The sequence below is a fragment of the Methanobacterium subterraneum genome (genome assembly GCF_002813695.1).
In the GTDB taxonomy this organism is placed as follows: Archaea; Methanobacteriota; Methanobacteria; order Methanobacteriales; family Methanobacteriaceae; genus Methanobacterium; species Methanobacterium subterraneum.
In genome coordinates this window covers 902584-920017 of the sequence record NZ_CP017768.1, presented here as the reverse complement: position 1 = coordinate 920017, position 17434 = coordinate 902584, and the positions used below count along the sequence as shown (strand labels likewise).

Here is a 17434-nt window from a genome sequence, read left to right as displayed (position 1 = left end):
TATTGATTTATTGTATAAATTGAATTTTTTTCAGGTAATTAAAATTATTTTTTAGGGTTAATATCTTTCTTTTTATCCAGTGCTTCCTGGAATGCTTCCTTATGGAAGTTAGCAGCCATTTCCTTTTTACACTCATCATCAGCGAAAAGTCTCATTTTAGGGGCACGACAAGGATAATGTTGTATTCTAAGACCAGCTTTAATTGGTATAGTGTCTGTGTTTTCACCCACCATTTCCTCAGCCACGAATTGGGTGCTACCGCAGGGAGAGCAACGTAAAACCTCCACATCAACCACTTTATCGCCCTGGCAGTTCACCCGTACCACTGGTCTGCCGAATTTAGATACAAATTCATCAAAAACAGGGTTACCATTTTCAGTGAGGTCGCACATGTTTTCTGGACAGTTCACATTCCCATAACTTTCCAGCTGGTTTTTGAAACCTTCACCTCTCCAGGCCCCTACTATTATCCAATCCACCTTATCATACAGAGCATCCACCAGGTCCAGGGTAAGATCAGGGTGTAAAACATAGGTTATGATGATGTTTGCCTTTTCCAAACGTTCCATGGTTTCTAGGGGAAGATCGATCTCATCCATGAAACTGGACTGAAGGGAATCCATAACCAGGTATTCAGAGTCAAATTCTTCTTTTATGGTTGCATAAGCCCTTTCACCGTAGGCTCCGTCTGTTACTATAGCTATCTTAATCATATAAATCCCTCTTAACAGTTAAAATTACCCATCTATCCATATATCTTTTTATTTTAAGGTCCCATTTTACCGTTAATCATTTTTTATTTTAAAATATTAATTTTTACATCTAAAATTCTTCTCTTAATTCTCTTCTCTTAATTCTGAAAATTTCCTTTTTTATGTAAATGTAAATTGAATTTGCTAAAGGATCCATTCATAATTCTGGGAATAAGAATTTGAAAAAAAATTATTGAAAAAAATAATGGATATTCATCTGGTAATCATATTCATCTGGTAATCATGGTCCCAATACCCTTTTTGGTGAATATTTCCAGGAGTATGCTGTGCTTAACCCGACCATCGATTATGTGGGCGGACTTAACTCCTTTTTCCAGGGCGCTGATGCAGGTGAGGACCTTGGGCAGCATACCATCACGGACTGTACCATCTTCAATCAGTTCCTTAACTTCGCTGATGGTGGCCTTTTTGATGAGACTATCCTTATCAGATGGATCGCGCAGTATGCCTGGCACGTCGGTGAGTATGATAAGTTTCTCGGCTCCTACTTTGCCACCAACTTCACCAGCCACTGTATCTGCGTTTAAATTTAGAGTTTCTGCCCTTTCATCCACTCCTATGGGGCTGATGACTGGTATGTAATTGTTTTCAGTTAGAACATCCAAGATTTCTGGGTTGATGGATTCAATCTCCCCTACGAGTCCCAGATCCACGGTTTGTTCTTCACCAGTTTCCTGGTTGACCACTAATTGTGGGGATCGCTTGCGGGCCTTAAGCAGCAGGTTATCTTTACCAGAGAGTCCCACCCCTTTACCTCCGTGGAGTCCGATGTTTGCCACAATTTCCGTGTTGATCTTACCTACCAGGACCATTTTCACAATATCCATGGTTTCCTGGTCAGTTACTCGCAATCCTCCTATGAATTTTGGTTCCTTCCCTAATTTATTCATGGAACGGGAGATTTCAGGACCCCCTCCGTGGACCACTATTGGTTTCATCCCCACATATTTTAGGAGAACGGTGTCCCGTGCGGTGGAGCTTTTTGCAGCCGAATCAATCATGGCATGGCCACCATACTTAATCATAATCTTTTTCTGGTGGAATTTTTTAATGTAAGGCAGAGCCTCAATGAGAATGTTAACAGTTTCCATACAAAACACCATTATTGTAAAGTGATAATTTACTATAGATTTTCAACCTTCAATGGATTGATAAATCTTATTTTAATCTTAAAAACCTTTAAAAACTTTTATGTCTTTTAATAGACAAAATATCCTTCCTTTAGCCAATTAGTATCTTTAATTTCTACTTTATTAAAACTTTTCGGAAGATAATTAGAAGCTGATGGAAAAAAAGTAGGGTTGAAAATAAAAAAAATGAGAATGTTTGATCGATTGATCTAAACATCCTATTTGATCTAAACATTTCTTTGATCTAAACATCCTTCCAAAGAGATCCAACTAATAAATAATTCTCTGGAATGTTTCATGAATTCAGATATTAGTTTTATTCATGAATTCAGATCTTGGTTATTTCGAATTTGCAGAAGTCGTCTCCAATTCCCCAGCAGTTTGTTTCTACAAACTGCCATTTTTCTCCGGTTACCTCTGAGAGACCTCCAGTGATTCGTCCTCCTTCATAGTAACATACTGCTTTTCCCAGGTTGGGTATCCCTGCGGAACTCATACTTTCATCCAGTCTAACCACGATTTTGTCATCTTCAATACTTTCAGTGGTTAATATACCATAACCCCAGTTTTTGAAATCGAATTTAACCAGGTCTAACCATCCCTGGATATCTCCCTTTTCAATTTTACCAGCATCGATCATCTGAGCGGCTCTTAAGGTTGAAAATTCCCCTCCTGCTATTCGGAGTATGGAGCCAATGGTTCCCATTCCAAACTGTTTACTTCCAGTAATGATTATTGATCTCAAAGCACCCACTGAATTAGCGGAAACCAGTGTTTTTCTTTCTTCACAGAAGGGTCCGGGGCGTGTAGCGTCTGATTCAGGGCTTAAACATAGGATGCTGGCGCCTTCTTTGAGTATTAATCCCATGTTTTCCAAGTATTCATCGTAGTTTGTGTATTCTGGCATATTCATCATTCCTTAAAGTAATTCCATAATTCGGTCTGAGCTTCGTTTCATTTCCAATCGTATTAATCCTAGATTTATACTTGTGTCGGTGATCACCGCTAAAATTGCTTCTCCAGAATCTATCATGAGTGTTTTTCCTTTATTACCTTCAATCATGACCTGTTGCAGTTTATCATGTTTCATTTCTTCGGATGATCTTTCTGCTGTACCAAAAACAGCTGAAGACATGGCACCTACCAGTTCTGAGTCAATATCGGAAGAAACGTCTCTTTCTATGATTAAACCGTCTTTTCCAACTACCAATGATCCATTCACTCCTTCTATCCTACCTAAGTCTTTAAGAACTCTACTTATCACTTTTCTTCCTCCTTTGTCAATAAGTCCATTCAGAATCCTTAAAATGGTGAATGGTCTTATTGAAGGTAATATTATTTTTCTGGAATTCCAATTTCAATGAACATTCATGTTTGGTGTTCCATTTTAATGTGATTTGGAAAATCTGTTTAATTAAAATTCAAGAATTCCAAACTCTTTATGAATATCCATGAATATGAATCCCTAATATGTTAATATATATTTTTGTAAAAAACCGTACAAAAAAAAGATTTAATAGTACCTTTAACAAATAAATTCAGATAATATTCTATTTTATTGTATAAATCCTGTTTAAAAATCCAAAAATCCATACTTATCCCATCAAATGTTGGTGTCTGCTGGAGATATTTCTCTCATTCAAAAAAAACCTTTTTAATCTTAACAGGGTGTCTGATCTAGTGTGAAAATTCACCAACTTTATGACTTTGATTTCAAACACAAACAAGTATTTGGATTTCCCGGATAAAAGTACAATTGAATATTGACTATATATTAAAAATAGGCCTTAAGAATCGGAATATTTATTAATAATGGGATATAATATTTTATTGGCTGATAAAAATGAATATCCCGTTAAATCCCGATTCAAAAGACCCTATTTGGACTCTGTTTGGTAAAGTAATTAAACTTATCGATAGTAGAAGTTTTCAGCAAGAATTGGCTCGAAACAAGCTACAAAGCATAGAACGATATCAAACTATGCTAAAAATAATATTATTAGCATCATATTTTAATTTAGAAGTATCACATGTTCACTCTGAGGTAGAAAACCGTGAAAAGCTCCGGAAATTCCTAAATATAAACAACCCATTAACATTAAAACAAATCAGAGAGGTTTATTCACGAAAAAATGAACAAAAATACCTAGAATTAGCATTAAAAACACTTAACAAACTAGAATTTAAAAAAATACGAGGTCTTAAAACTATTTTACTCGATTCAACCGCGATAATCATTGATTTGAAGTTTAATGGAAAGTATATTTCAAAGCAAACATGCCTTGATAAAGACTACAAAAGAGGCTTTTCTACCTCTAAAGGCCATTATGCAGGCTTTCAGATGACAATAGCAGTAGAACACGAAACATTAAGACCCCTAGCAATACTAATCTATCCAGGTTCACCAAACGACGCAAAAATATTTGACAAAATTATGTATGAACTGAAAAGAAGAAGATTACTCAGAAAAGGACAATTAGTAATTGCAGATAAAGGATTTTATAGTGCCTGCAATTACTTAACCGGAATAAACAAATACAAAATCGTTCCGTTAGTATTTCCAAGGAAAAAACCAACATTAGAAGTGTTAAAAGACAAAATAATCAATCCGTTAGATTATTTTAACTATGAAAATAAATCCGGAACAATATATCAGGAATTACGAAACCGATTATTCGAATTACTTCCTAAATGGGAAGATTCACGCCGAACAAGATGGAAAATCGAGAAAGTATTCGAATTCCTAAAAGAAAATTTAGGCTTAGGACATATACACGCATATACCAAACGATCCGTCTATAAAAAAGCATATCTAAATGTACTTTTACTAGGAATACTAATATCCAATGGCCAAAACGAAATCAAAGAAATTTACACCATGCAAAATTTCACTTAAAACAGACACCCTGATCTTAATTATAATAATAAACAGTCAATTATCGCCGGTTCCAGATTTACTCTAACCAAAAAACTATATGGAATATATTATGATGAGTTATTTTTTAGCAGGCCCTGGTTTGATAAAATAAATTGTGTTCAAAAAATATAAAGGCACCTGAATGGTTTATATTTATCAGAACCTGTTAAACTATTATTTTTTTGGCCTTTTTTTAGTAACAGGGAGTAACACCTGAAAACTCACATTATCATATCAAAAAGGCTTTTAAAAAATAATTCTTCCAGACAGTTGTGATTAACTTTAATATCTGGATTCAATTATCCTAGCTGGCAATTGTAAGTGGATTTATATTATAAACTCATAAATAATAACATGGCACAGTATAGGGTGCAGTCAGAAGGGGACAGTAATGACTTTGTATTTACCCGGTCATTTCGGAAGATATATCGTATGTTCCGCAGTTTGAAAAATCGAAAGGGAAGGTTCGTACTCATTATTGGAACTCCTGGTACTGGTAAATCTGCCAATATTTATTCTGCTTTGAAGATACTGGATCTAGATATTTACGATCCAACCCTATTTCTGGATAACATGAACATGAGTTATTCAGAGGTGTTCCATGAATTTTTCCAGACACTGCGGGTTGATCTGGGTGTTAAGACTAATGAAGAGATCTATCAGAAGGTAGCTGAATACGATGCAGTGTTACTGGCTGACAAACTCCTTGACTCTGAATTTCTGGATAAAGACAAATTTGGATTAAGCCTCTGGACTGAAAATAACGGGATAAAAGCATTCCCCTTCTATATCAAAGTATTCCGAGAATACTTGAAACACAGGGGGGATCTGGAGAAGGTTAACGTGGTGATTCAGACGGCCTTTATGATCAAGATCAGGGGTGTTAAGTACGATCTACTGACTGATTTCAGCATCCTATCGGAAATCTTTGTTTTTTTAATGAACCTCTTCTTTGAAATCATTCGGATTTCTTACTCTGCGGAAGAGACTGTGCAAATAATTCAAAAAAATTTCCCAGATGTGGATGAAGACCAGATACTATCCTGCATAAACAAATACGGTTGCCGGCCCCGTTTTATTTTCGAAGACCTTGAAAATGGGCTGGGTAACGAATATTAGGGGATAAATGAACGAATGTTAGGAGATAAAATTGATGTACATTCTAAATTATGATTTATTGGACTTAGTTAATAGGTTTAAAAAAATAATTAATGATTTATGAGCTTAGTTAATTGTTTAAATAAGGATGATAATATTATAGGCATAATAACTGATTTAGCGGACCTGGTTAATTAGTCAATAAAAAAAATATGGGTTGAGAAAAATAGGGGTTTTGGGGTAAAATTAGAAAATCATAATAAATTATTTTAACCCATATTCAATCATGGGTCCCTATTTTTTTTATTTGAAGTTTATCATACCTTCCTGGTAGTAGTTTTGAAGTTCGGATGCGTGCTGCAGTTCAAAGCTTGCATAGGGATCTTTGAAGTATGGTAAGAGCATTCCTTTAAAGGTGTATACGAATGCAGGTATAATACCGTATTGCTTCCGGACAATATCAAAGAATAAGGGGAATCCGCATCCTTGAGCAAACATGGGATTGTCTTTACGGGCAGTTCCATGCCAGTACATGGGTATGGGACCCTCTTGCCCATTTTTCTCTGCAATTCCATACAAGTAGTCCAGGGCATCGTCCAGATTGTTGAACACCTTCCCATCTGTTTTGTACTGATACCGGCCATCTGGAACACCGTATAATGCTATTTGTAGTGAATCCCAGTAGTTGGTAGCTCCTTCAGCTCCAGTTCCCTGGGTGTCCACGAAGGCCAGTTCTAAAATCTCCACATCCCCTTCCTTGTAGTTTCGGTAGTTAGAGCTCCCGGCAAAGTGCACCACCAGAATAGATTTAGACCCACTTTCATTGGCAAATCTTGCCAGCATCTGGGAGTGAAGGTGTCCGGGATACATATCAGGGTTGGCCAATTTTACAAATGCTAGTCTACCTTCTGGTGTGATTGGACCATTTATGGTCGAAACATATGCATAACCTACTATTAGCAGGAAAACTGCCAGCACAACTAAAGCCCATTTCATTAAATTACCTCTTTAAACTGGAAATTATTTATCCAATATTCCCTTTCATTCCAAATATTCATAATATCCCCATTTTCTTAAAATCTGGGTTTATCAAGCCCGTTGATCCCCTCATAATGCCCATTATATTCCCTGATTTAGTAACTATCAAATTTTTTTATTATCCTCTCTATTTATTCTGCAATTATCCAGATAATTCATATCTTTAAAAAAATTGTCTTTCGCTTTTTTTTAATCTACCAGTTCAGATTCCATTTGGATCATTTCCATTATCCGCTGGTCCGAAATTGAATAATAGGCCATTTTCCCTTTTTTACGGAATTTAACCAGATTCTTATTTCTTAGTAATCGGAGTTGGTGGGAGACTGCTGAATCGTTCATCTTCAAGATGGCAGCCAGGTCACAGACACAAATTTCTTTGAGTATCAGTGCGTAGAGTATTTTCAAGCGGGTGGGGTCACTGAGTATCTTGAAGTTGTCAGAAATCATTTGGAAGGTCTCATCATCCAGCATTTGCGACTTGACTTCCTTTACTGAATCTTCATGGATGCATTGTACATCGCAAACATCTTCACCCTTCATTGAAATCCCCGGGTATGACTTTATTAAAAAGTCATGATTTAAATCTAAATATCCATACTTCATTTAAAGGATACTATCCATTTACTAAATATTTATTCTTCCATATTTTATCCATTTATCTGATACTAACCATTTCCTGAATACTAAATCACAAATTTGATAGAATCATTAAAGAGATCTGAACATAAATTTTTAGATGTGTATAAATTTAATTGTTCAATTCTTCCTTTATATGTTTGTGTGATAACAACACTTTTCGGTATAACTGATTTATTTATGCAAACAATTTCTTTTGTTTATGCAAATACTTTTCGAATTATTAGGGTATAAATGTAAGTTAGTAATGATTTAAGGTTAAAGGCAGAGTTTATGGGAAATAGACATGGCTTTATAGGATAAAATCTTATTTAATTTTCCTAATGGAATGATTAACATATTTTACCTTGGGATAGGAATAAAAAAGAATAGTCCCTAGCGGAGTCGAACCGCTGTCGCAAGATCCAGAGTCTCACATGATTGCCACTACACCAAGGGACTAAGACAATAGTTTGCCGTTTTACAATATAAACTTTTAGCTTCTGGACTGATTTTTTCAGAGTAAATATTTAAATTTACCATAATAATCATAATTATCCATCTTAAGGGAGTAAATATTATTACTAAAATTCATGAATTTTATTATAATTTCAGTTTTCATTTCCAAATTTTTTTCCCCCAACAAAAATTTTTTCATAAACTAATTACAAAAATGTTAGTATGAGAATTGTGTCCATTCAGGGTTCTGGTCCTGCAGGATTATCGGCTGCAATTAACCTTGCCAGGGAGGGGTTTCAAATTTCAGTCTATGAAAAGAATAAGGATGTGGGGCAACGATTTAATGGGGATTTCCAGGGACTGGAAAACTGGACAGTTAATGAAGATGTTCATCAAAGTTTTAAAAAGATGAATATTGATCAGGGTTACGATTATGTGCCCTTTAAAAGTTTCACTCTTTCCAATGGGGATCGTTTTTGGAATTTTCAACTGGATAAACCTGCTTTTTACCTGGTTAAAAGGGGTCCTCAGGAGGGAAGTTTGGATTATGGATTAAAGGAGCAGGCACTGGATATGGGTGTTGACATCAATTTTGGCGAGACCATCCCTGGGGAGAGTACGGATATTATTGCTACCGGTCCAATTGTCCGGGAGAAATTCGCGGTAGCCAGGGGTGCTGTTTTCGAGACAGATATGGATGACATGGCTATGGCCCTGGTTAATGACCATTTAGCCTATAAGGGTTACTCCTATCTCTTAGTTAATGGGGGTTGTGGAACCATTTCTACAGTATTGTTCCATGATTTCCATCTTCTTAAGTACTGCTTCCAAAATACATTGAAAATCTTTAGGGAATTAACTGATTTTACATGGGCAAATATCCATCATTCTGGTGGTATGGGTTCTTTTTCTAATCAGAATACTTTCGAAAGGAATGGGAGGCTATATGTAGGTGAAGCTGCTGGAATTCAGGACCTATTATGGGGATTTGGCATAAGGGATGCCATCACTTCAGGTTATCTAGCTGCAAAGGCCCTGATACACAATGAAGGTTACTCTGAGATGGCAGAACAACAATTTAGAAAAAAACTGAAATCTAGTATTGTTAATAGATTTTTATGGGAAATATCTGGAAATTACTCCTGGATCGTGGATCGGATATATGGTCAGAATGATCCACTGGCTTATGTTGGTTCCTTTCATAGATTTAACTGGATGCAGCGATTATTATATCCTCTGGCACGGTTAGCTATGAAAAGAAGATATGGAAATTTAAGATTATAACCACCACGTAATAGGATGGAAATAGGTTTAATTCACGAAATAGATCAGGTTTTAAGTTCATGAAAAATAGGTCATTAATGGGGTTTAAAAAGGTCATTAATGGGTTTTATGAAGGGTTAATGGGGATGGGTTTTAGTTCATGGATTAGAATAAAAAATTTGTCTTTATAAGTATAGAAAGTTTGAAAGTACCAAAAAAAATTTCATTAGAATCAGGTAAATTTATCATCGTATTCATCTACTACATGGTTTGTCATATGGTCTTTGTGAATTAATGGTTTCATGGCTTCAACCATGTTTCCCATTATTAAGAAGAAATCCTTGTCTTTTTCGATCATGGCTTCCATCAAGGATTTTTCAATACCTTTACGTGAACTTATATCGGTCATAATAGAAATTGCACCTAAGTATTCTCCGTTAGGTTTAAAAAGTGGGTTTGTGGATACTAAAACCCAGAGACTGGAACCATTTCTGTTTAAAAATTCTAGTTCATAGGTTTTGGCTATTTTCTTAGGATATTCCTTCCCTTCACTTACCTTTTTCAAGTGTTTCTTGAAACATGAATCCCCTTCGGGATTGGTGAATTGGGAGATATCCTTATTAATCATCTCGGGTACTGTGAAACCTAACATTTTAGCCATTTGTTTATTAACATAGCTTAACTGATTTCTGGAATTCACGAAAAAAACTCCAGAATGAATTTTTTCCACCATTAACCTGTATTTTTCTTCACTTTCCCTTAAACGACCTTCAATGTGTTTTCGTTCAATAGAGTATTTTATAGATCTGGCCAGTAACTTCCGGTCCACTTGTCCCTTAACCAGATAATCCTGGGCACCTTCACCCACAATATCCAGGGCAAAATCCTCATCTTCCAGTCCAGTGAGTATAATTATTGGTATTTCAGGTGCCAGTTGGTGGACTTGATTGAAGGTTTCAATACCCTGACTATCCGGCAATTGCAGATCCAGTAGAACGATGTGAAAATCTTCTTTATGGATTGCTTCCAGTCCTTCAGAGAGACGTTTGGCAAGGAAAACGTTGAATTCAATCTGTGGGATCTCTCTGAACATTTCATTTATTATCACCGCATCTCCGGGGTTATCCTCCACCAGAAGAACATTGATAGGTCCTTTTTTTTTCATGATATCGCCCTGATGATTCTAATTAATCAATGAAGTATTACTTAAGATTTATCATTTCATTTTCAATCTTATTCATTGAATGATCACTAACCCTGCATTTCATAATCCGATTTATTCTAAATCCATTTAATTTTTAATCCAATTATTATAATCCTTATATTATCATCGGGGTGGTAATCGCACAATGTTCAGCCAGAACTCACCAATATTCTGAACCACTTTGATTAACTGGTCCAGATTACCAGGTTTTGCAATGTAACAATTGGCATTGTTTCTATAAGTCTCAATCAGATCCTCATCCCTAGTAGAATTGGTTAAAACCACTACTGGGATGCATTTTAAACTATCATCCTTTTTTATTTCTTTTAAAACGTCCCTCCCATCCTTTTTAGGCAGGTTCAGGTCAAGCAATATGAGATCTGGTAGTCTGGTGGGATTTTTATCCTTTAAACGTAACATTTTCATTGCTTCTTCACCATCACGTGCCACGTGAAGCACGTTTTTAATTTTAGCTTCTTTGAATACTTCCTGAATCAGACGTACATCTCCTGGATTATCCTCAACCAGGAGTACCTCCACTGCGGTGATCAGTTTATATTTCATATTTCTCATCTCCCTGGGGAATACTGAAATAAAATATTGATCCTTCACCTGGTTTGGATTCATACCAGATCATGCCTCCGTGTTGTTCAACAATCCGTTTAACAATGGCTAGGCCAATACCAGTTCCATCATATTCGTCCCTTCCATGTAGGCGCTGGAATATTTTGAATACATGAACTCTGTGTTTTGGATCAATCCCAATACCATTATCTTCCACTTTAAAAACCCAATCATTGACTTTTTTTTCAGCAGAGATGTTGATGGTGGGATTTTCCTGTTCATTATATTTGATGGAATTGCTGATGAGATTTTGGAATACTTGGACCATCTGGGTATAATCCGCCCACACCAATGGCAGATTATCGTAATTGATATGGGCATTATTTTCTTCAATTAACAAACGTGAGTCGAAGGTTATTTGTTTCAAGATGTCTTCCGTGTTCACATACTCAAATTTACCGGTTTTTCGCCCTATCCTGGAATAGGTTAAAAGATCATTAACCAGCTCCTGCATCCTGGCAGCTCCATCCACAGCAAATTGGATGAATTCATTAGCATCTGAATCTATTTGATTTTCATAACGGCGTTGTAGGAGTTGGAGGAAGCTGGTTATCATTCTAAGGGGTTCCTGAAGGTCGTGGCTTGCAACGTAGGCGAACTGCTCCAGTTCGGCATTGGATCTTTTCAACTGTTTAAGGGTTTCCTGAAGTTCCTGTTCTGCCAATTTACTGGGGGTGATGTCAATGGCAATGCCAATCATTTCTTTAGGTTTTCCCTGAAAATCGTAAAACAAGCGTCCCAGGGAATAAACCCAGTGTATTGATCTATCTGGCCAGATAGTCCTAAGTTCTACTTTAAAATCCTCCCCATATTGCATGACTCTTTGGGTGGCATTTTTAACTTTTTCACGGTCTTCAGGGTGCACTGATTTTAGGAAATCATCGTAGGACATTTCAGGATCAGGGTTGGTACCAAAAATATTTATGTAACGGTCAGTCCATTCAAAAACGTCTTTTTCAAGGTTCCAAAACCACATCACAGCATCTGCCCCTTCAATAGCTAAACGAAGTTTTTCTTCAGACTTTTTAAGGGCTTTATCTGCCCTTTTAATATCAGTTATTTCCAGTACTGCCACATTGATTCCTATAATCTGATTGGAAGAATCCTTAACCGGGTACCATTGTTCTATCCAGGTTCTAAGTACTCCTGGTTTTGCAGGAGTAATCCCATTAAATTCTCGGCCCATAACTTTCTTTTTTGTTTCAAAAACTTCTTTAGCAACAATTTCACCCTGTTCAGCTAGGTCTGGCACGATTTCCTGGATGGTTTTCCCAATATGTTCTTCTGGGGGAAAGCCATTAATCTTAGCCATCCGATCATTAATACGAACAAAGCGGAGGTTACGATCTAAAACACATAATCCTATGGGTGCGGAGTTGTAAATAGCCTCTATCTCTGCCAGACGTTTCTGTGATTTGATTTCGCTTTCATGTAAAATTTCTTCCATTTCCCTGCGCTTAGTTACATCTCTGAGGAAACTATGAACTTTATCGCCATTTTTACCCGAAACAATGCTTGATTTGATGTTGTAATAGCATCTGTTGCCATCTTTTTTTAATAAATCTGCATCAAATTCAACAATGCCTGTTTTTTTAAGTTCCCCTGTTACATTGTTTTTTTCCAGCATCATTGTATTGCTGCTAAACTCATCCAGGTTGGTTCCAATTATCTCTTCAGGAACCGAACCCAGCATCATGGCGAAGTTCTCATTACAGTCCTGTATATTCCCCTCAAAATCATGTATGCAGAAACCATCGTTGATATTTTCCACAATGGAACGGTACCTCTCTTCACTCTTTATGAGAGCTTCTTCACTAATTTTACGATGATTAATATCTTCTATTATCCCATCAACCCATTCTATGGTGCCCTGTTCATTGTAGTGTGCTTTTGCTGATACTGAAACCCAGATGGGGGTGTTGTCTTTCTTTTTAAGATGCAGTTCCCGGTCAATTATTGATCCTTCCTTTTTCAGATCTTCTAAAAAGGTTATTCTCTCTGATGGGTCCAGGAAAAAATCAATAACCTTTGTTTCCATTATTTCACTGGTGGATTCATAACCAAACATCCGGGCAAATGCTTGATTTACCTGGATAAAATAACCACCTAGATCCACGGTGTTTCGGTAAACACCTACATTGAGGTTTTCAACCAGGCTCCTGAATTTCTCCTCACTTTCCTGAAGATCATTTTCAGCTATTTTACGCTGGGTGATGTCTTCAAATGATTCTAAACCACCAATCACATTTCCACTCTGGTCTTTAATAGCTGATGCAGTGAAATGCAAATATTTATCACCATCACCCATGTGGGGGAAGTAATCTTCCGCTTCATAAGCTCCTTCCACCAGTTCTGATTTTTTGAAATTATGGGAAAACCAGTAAGATAAGCTTCCAATATCTTCATCAACGAGTAAATCCACCATACAGGGCCTTTTAGATTTGTAAAACGCTTTCCAGTGCTTATCTGTACTGAGGATATCACTGGCCTTGAGTTTACTATATTCTTCCAGTGCTTTATTCCAGTAAATTACTTTATGATCCCTATCTATCACAAACTGGGGTAATGGTGAAAAGTTTATTATGGCTTCCAATCCAATTAATCCTGGACTTGATTTGTTTAGATGATGGTCCCCGGTAATGAAAGCCCCTCCGTCCTGAATACATTATAATTTAAAAAGACACATTCTAGTTAAACATTGCCAGTGATTCTTATTTGAAGATTTATCATTGTTTTTTGCTTTGGTTCAATGATTTTAAAGTTTTAATAGCTAATTCTTGTTCTAATATTCTCAGCCTTTCGGCTAAAAAATCCAATACATTTTTTCTTTCATCAAAAGGGACATCCTTTTTGGAGAGCATGTTAATCAATTCAGTGGTGCTCCTGACTGATTGTGTACCTGTTTTTTCATCCATTAAGAGGATATCTCTTTTCCCAATTTCCTTTGATGGTGTGACACACACAGCTCCCAGGAGGTCGCCATTTTTATCCATTACATCCATTGAACTGGTGTATTTCTGTTTATTGTGTTCAGTCATATTGATCACTTTAATCCATCTTAAAACACCATAATAAATAAATCTTTGGATATTAAATTTTCCGAAAAATAAGTCTAATATTAATAGTTCCTGAATTACTTTAATAGATGTCATGAATTTATTTAGGGGTATTAGCCTTGGTTTTTATAGATGTATCTAGCTTTTACTGAGTAATAATAGGCACATAAAAGAGTTAAATTTCATTAAATCCAGAAAAAATAGTAACTAAATAAAATTAAAAGACTAAAATAACATTCCACCAATTTATCTTAAGGACTTTCATATTTGAGGGCATAATAAAGTCCCTGAGGCCTTAGGGCCCCAGCGACTGTGCCATCTCATGTCCTTACGGAGGCGGTGTAAAGGCATGATATTAATATTCATATTATGATCCATTGGATCATAACATGATACTGAGGTCGTTTAATTCACCTTATTACAACTTACTCAACATTATATTTAAATATTTGTATTGATTTGAATATTTGTAAGGAGATAGCTGGAAAATACTAAAAAAATGACCAATCACCTATGAATTTTCTTAATATCTTCCAATAAATCCACATTTCAATCTAATCATTTTATTTTTTTTCAATCTGGAAAAAATTACCATTTGATGATATTAAAAGATTCATTCTTAACTGTATTGTAGTATCAGTTCTGCCCAATCCGCCTGTCAGAGAGATTTATGTGAATTTATACCGAGGGGAAAGGTGGTATATCACTAATGAGAATTTTTATTCAGAATTTAGTTTTTTGGTGAAATAGTTCACATTAACCATTAAAGGTAAGTGAATTTAGATTTATCACCTAGATGGGGGTGATTTTATATTAAGAAAATTTAGGGATGACAATTCTGAAAAATCCATTAAAACATCTTTAAATGGTGAAAGACTTCTCAACATTAAAAAGATGGTAGGTGCTGAAAAATCCAAAAGTGACTCCGGTCATTAGATTCACCACCCAATTAACTATTTTGCGAAGGAAAATTACATTAACACTATTATGCTAGTTATTATTTTATTTTGAAAGATTAGATATTAGTGATTTTTTGAATTATATAGTATTCAATCAAATGGTAAACGCAGTTAGTTCCAAGAAGTTTATTACTAAGCAGTTTAGTTCTACTAATTTTGTTTTAATATTCTAGTTGAAAGCAGTCAAATCAAAGCAGTCAAGGTATTATTATCACTATAAATAATTATCACTGTAAATTAGGTTGGAAGATCACTTTTAGGTATGATCTTGATTTGATAATTTCCTGGTTACTCATCAAAACTATTCGCGGATAAAAAAATTATTATGAAATAATTTTATTGCTATTATTCCTTAATATTACAATATAAATATATCTAGGTCTCCGTAACTTATATAAGGAATGTTATCCAAGTCTAACTTGCAAATACTTTATTAAACCACGATCAATGGAGAAACAATAGCAATATTTACGAATTGCCTCCCTAAAATTATTCCCGCAGGGCCCAACCAAACTCCCCATTCTACAAATCCCTGCGGGATTCTCCATTGATTATAACGACTGAACTGGAATATACAGCTCTCAGTTGATTCTATAATAAAATAACTATTTTTTCCATGAATTTATAATTTCAAAGCACATTATTTCAAAGCATTATTTCAAAACTATCTTCAACATCTAAATTTGGTATTGGTGTTTAAATTAGTTTAAAAACTATAATAAGTATGGTAAATCAAAGTATAGTACTGATTTAAGTTATTCCCTGCATATTTAGAAGTTTTAAAATAAATGTTGAGGTTAGTGATATGAAAGTTAAACCCATAGGATTGGTTAATTCTCCTTATAAAATTAAGAAGGGATCCCCTCATCAAGGCCGGTTTTCAGATGAAATAAGCACCATAACAATTTTTGAAGAGTATGAAGAGGCTCTGGATGGAATTGAGAATTATTCCTATCTGAAGGTGATTTACTGGATGGACCGTGCAGATTCAGTTACTCTGAAGGTGGTTCCCCATGGGAAAACAGATAAAAGGGGAGTTTTTTCCACCAGGGCACCGGTGAGGCCCAATCCTCTGGGGTTGTGTATGGTGGAACTGATTAAAATTGATGGAAATGTTCTGACTGTTAGGTGGTTAGATGCCCTTGATGAGTCTCCGGTCCTGGATATAAAACCCTTTGTCCAGGAACTGGACTGCCCTTAAACCCAAGTAATAATTTTCTATCCCTTCATTTTATTTTAGGCATATCAATTGAATTGTTAATTTCCTTAAAAACCTATTTTGCCATAAAAATATTCCTTTAAATCCCCTAAAAATATCTATCCACTATTCCATTAGATATTCTGGATCCATTTTAAGCTTCAATTAAGAAACTTACTTATGTTTTAGTGTATTAATATAACAGATGATTCAATGGGATTTTCCAGTTCACTTTATATATTATGAGGGGGGTGGTTATCCTAATTTAGTTGAAGGAGAGGGGATGATGGATTTTAAATCAGCTGCAGAACTCACCAAAGAAATTAAAAAGGTGAAAGGAGTTATATCTGTAATTTATCCCGGGATTGCAGCGTCTAATATATTAAAAAATGTTGATCTGATTGTTGTTTATTCCAGTAAATCAGAACATTACTTCAATGAAGTTAATGATTTGGTTTCAGGGAAATTCCGGATAAAAAATGTCACTCCAGAGGATCTGGGCGCTAAACCTGAACTTGCAGCTGCAATGAGTGGTGAAGGCGTTCTTCTCTATGGTAAGGCAGTGGATGTAACTGCAGAAGGTCTGCAATTAAAATCACGTATTATACTAACCTATAACACCACTGAAATGAATCAGAATGATAGGAATAAACTAAACCGTGCACTTTATGGTGGTATATCCACCTATAAAAAGGATGGTGAGCGAATTGTCAAAGAGTACCCCGGAATAGTAAGTAAAATTAATGCCCAGAAATTAGGTAAAGGGGTATTAATGGTGGACCGTTTCAACGCATCCCTCATAATTCAGACACTGAAGACATTCCAAGCCCAGTGGAATGAAATACCTGTATGGACCTACTAGGAGCTAAGTTTCTGTTCATAATCCAATCCCCGGGATGGTCTTATAAACCTGCAGGGTCTCACAATTTAAATATGTCACTATAATATTTAATAAAAATCTATTATCTAACCAGTAACTCATCCAATCACTAAACACCCTACCCATCTAAACCCTTCTTATACAGTAAATAATACCTTATAATTAGAACCAGGAACACCACTACAAGCCCTAAGAGTACCATTAAAGTAACTAAGTTCAT

Annotated in this window: 15 protein-coding genes and 1 tRNA gene; 5 read left to right on the top strand and 11 right to left on the bottom strand. The window is 35.7% G+C overall.

Annotated elements, in window-relative coordinates:
- Positions 1-44 precede the first annotated feature (44 nt).
- The 4 genes from BK009_RS04355 to BK009_RS04340 all read right to left on the bottom strand — a co-directional run bounded on the left by BK009_RS04355 (position 45) and on the right by BK009_RS04340 (position 3167).
- A complete protein-coding gene (locus BK009_RS04355) occupies positions 45-710 on the bottom strand; it encodes a DUF166 domain-containing protein (protein ID WP_100909724.1) in 666 nt (221 codons plus the stop codon).
- 272 nt (positions 711-982) lie between these two features.
- Positions 983-1864 (bottom strand): acetylglutamate kinase, encoded by an 882-nt coding sequence (gene argB, locus BK009_RS04350; RefSeq protein WP_100909130.1) that lies wholly within the window; start codon positions 1862-1864, stop codon positions 983-985.
- 367 nt (positions 1865-2231) lie between these two features.
- Complete coding sequence (locus BK009_RS04345) at positions 2232-2810, bottom strand: V4R domain-containing protein (protein WP_157809706.1); 579 nt, start codon at positions 2808-2810, stop codon at positions 2232-2234.
- A gap of 12 nt (positions 2811-2822) precedes the next feature.
- On the bottom strand, positions 2823-3167 hold the full coding sequence (locus BK009_RS04340; protein WP_100906138.1) for a roadblock/LC7 domain-containing protein: 345 nt from the start codon (positions 3165-3167) through the stop codon (positions 2823-2825).
- A 579-nt stretch (positions 3168-3746) separates the two neighbouring features.
- Here BK009_RS04340 and BK009_RS04335 point away from each other — a divergent pair.
- Positions 3747-4799, top strand: a complete 1053-nt coding sequence (locus tag BK009_RS04335) for a transposase (protein ID WP_100907055.1) — start codon at positions 3747-3749, stop codon at positions 4797-4799.
- A 342-nt stretch (positions 4800-5141) separates the two neighbouring features.
- On the top strand, positions 5142-5939 hold the full coding sequence (locus BK009_RS04330) for a P-loop NTPase family protein (protein ID WP_236951033.1): 798 nt from the start codon (positions 5142-5144) through the stop codon (positions 5937-5939).
- Positions 5940-6221: 282 nt separating this feature from the next.
- Here the strand turns inward: BK009_RS04330 and BK009_RS04325 are convergent, their stop codons facing one another.
- The 3 genes from BK009_RS04325 to BK009_RS04315 all read right to left on the bottom strand — a co-directional run bounded on the left by BK009_RS04325 (position 6222) and on the right by BK009_RS04315 (position 8033).
- Positions 6222-6914 (bottom strand): hypothetical protein, encoded by a 693-nt coding sequence (locus BK009_RS04325; RefSeq protein WP_100906140.1) that lies wholly within the window; start codon positions 6912-6914, stop codon positions 6222-6224.
- 231 nt (positions 6915-7145) lie between these two features.
- Entirely contained in the window at positions 7146-7496 is a 351-nt protein-coding gene (locus tag BK009_RS04320; protein WP_100909128.1) for an ArsR/SmtB family transcription factor, read from the bottom strand.
- Positions 7497-7961: 465 nt separating this feature from the next.
- Positions 7962-8033: transfer RNA gene (locus BK009_RS04315), tRNA-Gln, on the bottom strand.
- Positions 8034-8252: 219 nt separating this feature from the next.
- On the opposite strand from BK009_RS04315, the gene BK009_RS04310 reads away from it, so the two are divergent.
- The gene (locus BK009_RS04310) at positions 8253-9314 is read left to right on the top strand and encodes an NAD(P)/FAD-dependent oxidoreductase (RefSeq protein ID WP_100909127.1); all 1062 of its coding nucleotides are present in this window, start codon (positions 8253-8255) and stop codon (positions 9312-9314) included.
- Positions 9315-9525: 211 nt separating this feature from the next.
- On the opposite strand, the gene BK009_RS04305 is transcribed toward BK009_RS04310, so the two are convergent.
- The 4 genes from BK009_RS04305 to BK009_RS04290 form a co-directional block, all read right to left on the bottom strand.
- Entirely contained in the window at positions 9526-10458 is a 933-nt protein-coding gene (locus tag BK009_RS04305; protein WP_100909126.1) for a PAS domain-containing response regulator, read from the bottom strand.
- Between the two features lie 162 nt (positions 10459-10620).
- Positions 10621-11061: a response regulator gene (locus BK009_RS04300; protein ID WP_100907879.1), complete on the bottom strand. Its 441-nt coding sequence runs from the start codon at positions 11059-11061 to the stop codon at positions 10621-10623.
- Positions 11051-13714: a PAS domain S-box protein gene (locus tag BK009_RS04295; RefSeq protein ID WP_100909125.1), complete on the bottom strand. Its 2664-nt coding sequence runs from the start codon at positions 13712-13714 to the stop codon at positions 11051-11053. Before BK009_RS04295 ends, BK009_RS04300 begins: the two co-directional genes overlap by 11 nt.
- A gap of 133 nt (positions 13715-13847) precedes the next feature.
- Positions 13848-14159 carry a hypothetical protein gene (locus tag BK009_RS04290; protein ID WP_100906145.1) on the bottom strand — a complete coding sequence of 104 codons (312 nt, stop codon included), beginning with the start codon at positions 14157-14159 and terminating at the stop codon, positions 13848-13850.
- A 1782-nt stretch (positions 14160-15941) separates the two neighbouring features.
- Between BK009_RS04290 and tsaA the strand changes: the two genes are divergently transcribed.
- Entirely contained in the window at positions 15942-16337 is a 396-nt protein-coding gene (gene tsaA, locus BK009_RS04285) for a tRNA (N6-threonylcarbamoyladenosine(37)-N6)-methyltransferase TrmO (protein WP_100909124.1), read from the top strand.
- Between the two features lie 283 nt (positions 16338-16620).
- A complete protein-coding gene (locus BK009_RS04280; RefSeq protein WP_100906755.1) occupies positions 16621-17196 on the top strand; it encodes a hypothetical protein in 576 nt (191 codons plus the stop codon).
- Positions 17197-17434: the final 238 nt, after the last annotated feature.

What these genes read in the sequence shown, in the direction of transcription:
- BK009_RS04320 (WP_100909128.1), bottom strand. Translation starts at nt 7,496, where the DNA reads ATGAAGGGTGAAGATGTTTGCGATGTACAATGCATCCATGAAGATTCA.
- tsaA (WP_100909124.1), top strand. Translation starts at nt 15,942, where the DNA reads ATGAAAGTTAAACCCATAGGATTGGTTAATTCTCCTTATAAAATTAAG.
- BK009_RS04280 (WP_100906755.1), top strand. Translation starts at nt 16,621, where the DNA reads ATGGATTTTAAATCAGCTGCAGAACTCACCAAAGAAATTAAAAAGGTG.
- BK009_RS04335 (WP_100907055.1), top strand. Translation starts at nt 3,747, where the DNA reads ATGAATATCCCGTTAAATCCCGATTCAAAAGACCCTATTTGGACTCTG.
- BK009_RS04345 (WP_157809706.1), bottom strand. Translation starts at nt 2,810, where the DNA reads ATGCCAGAATACACAAACTACGATGAATACTTGGAAAACATGGGATTA.
- BK009_RS04310 (WP_100909127.1), top strand. Translation starts at nt 8,253, where the DNA reads ATGAGAATTGTGTCCATTCAGGGTTCTGGTCCTGCAGGATTATCGGCT.
- BK009_RS04290 (WP_100906145.1), bottom strand. Translation starts at nt 14,159, where the DNA reads ATGACTGAACACAATAAACAGAAATACACCAGTTCAATGGATGTAATG.
- BK009_RS04300 (WP_100907879.1), bottom strand. Translation starts at nt 11,061, where the DNA reads ATGAAATATAAACTGATCACCGCAGTGGAGGTACTCCTGGTTGAGGAT.
- argB (WP_100909130.1), bottom strand. Translation starts at nt 1,864, where the DNA reads ATGGAAACTGTTAACATTCTCATTGAGGCTCTGCCTTACATTAAAAAA.
- BK009_RS04325 (WP_100906140.1), bottom strand. Translation starts at nt 6,914, where the DNA reads ATGAAATGGGCTTTAGTTGTGCTGGCAGTTTTCCTGCTAATAGTAGGT.
- BK009_RS04305 (WP_100909126.1), bottom strand. Translation starts at nt 10,458, where the DNA reads ATGAAAAAAAAAGGACCTATCAATGTTCTTCTGGTGGAGGATAACCCC.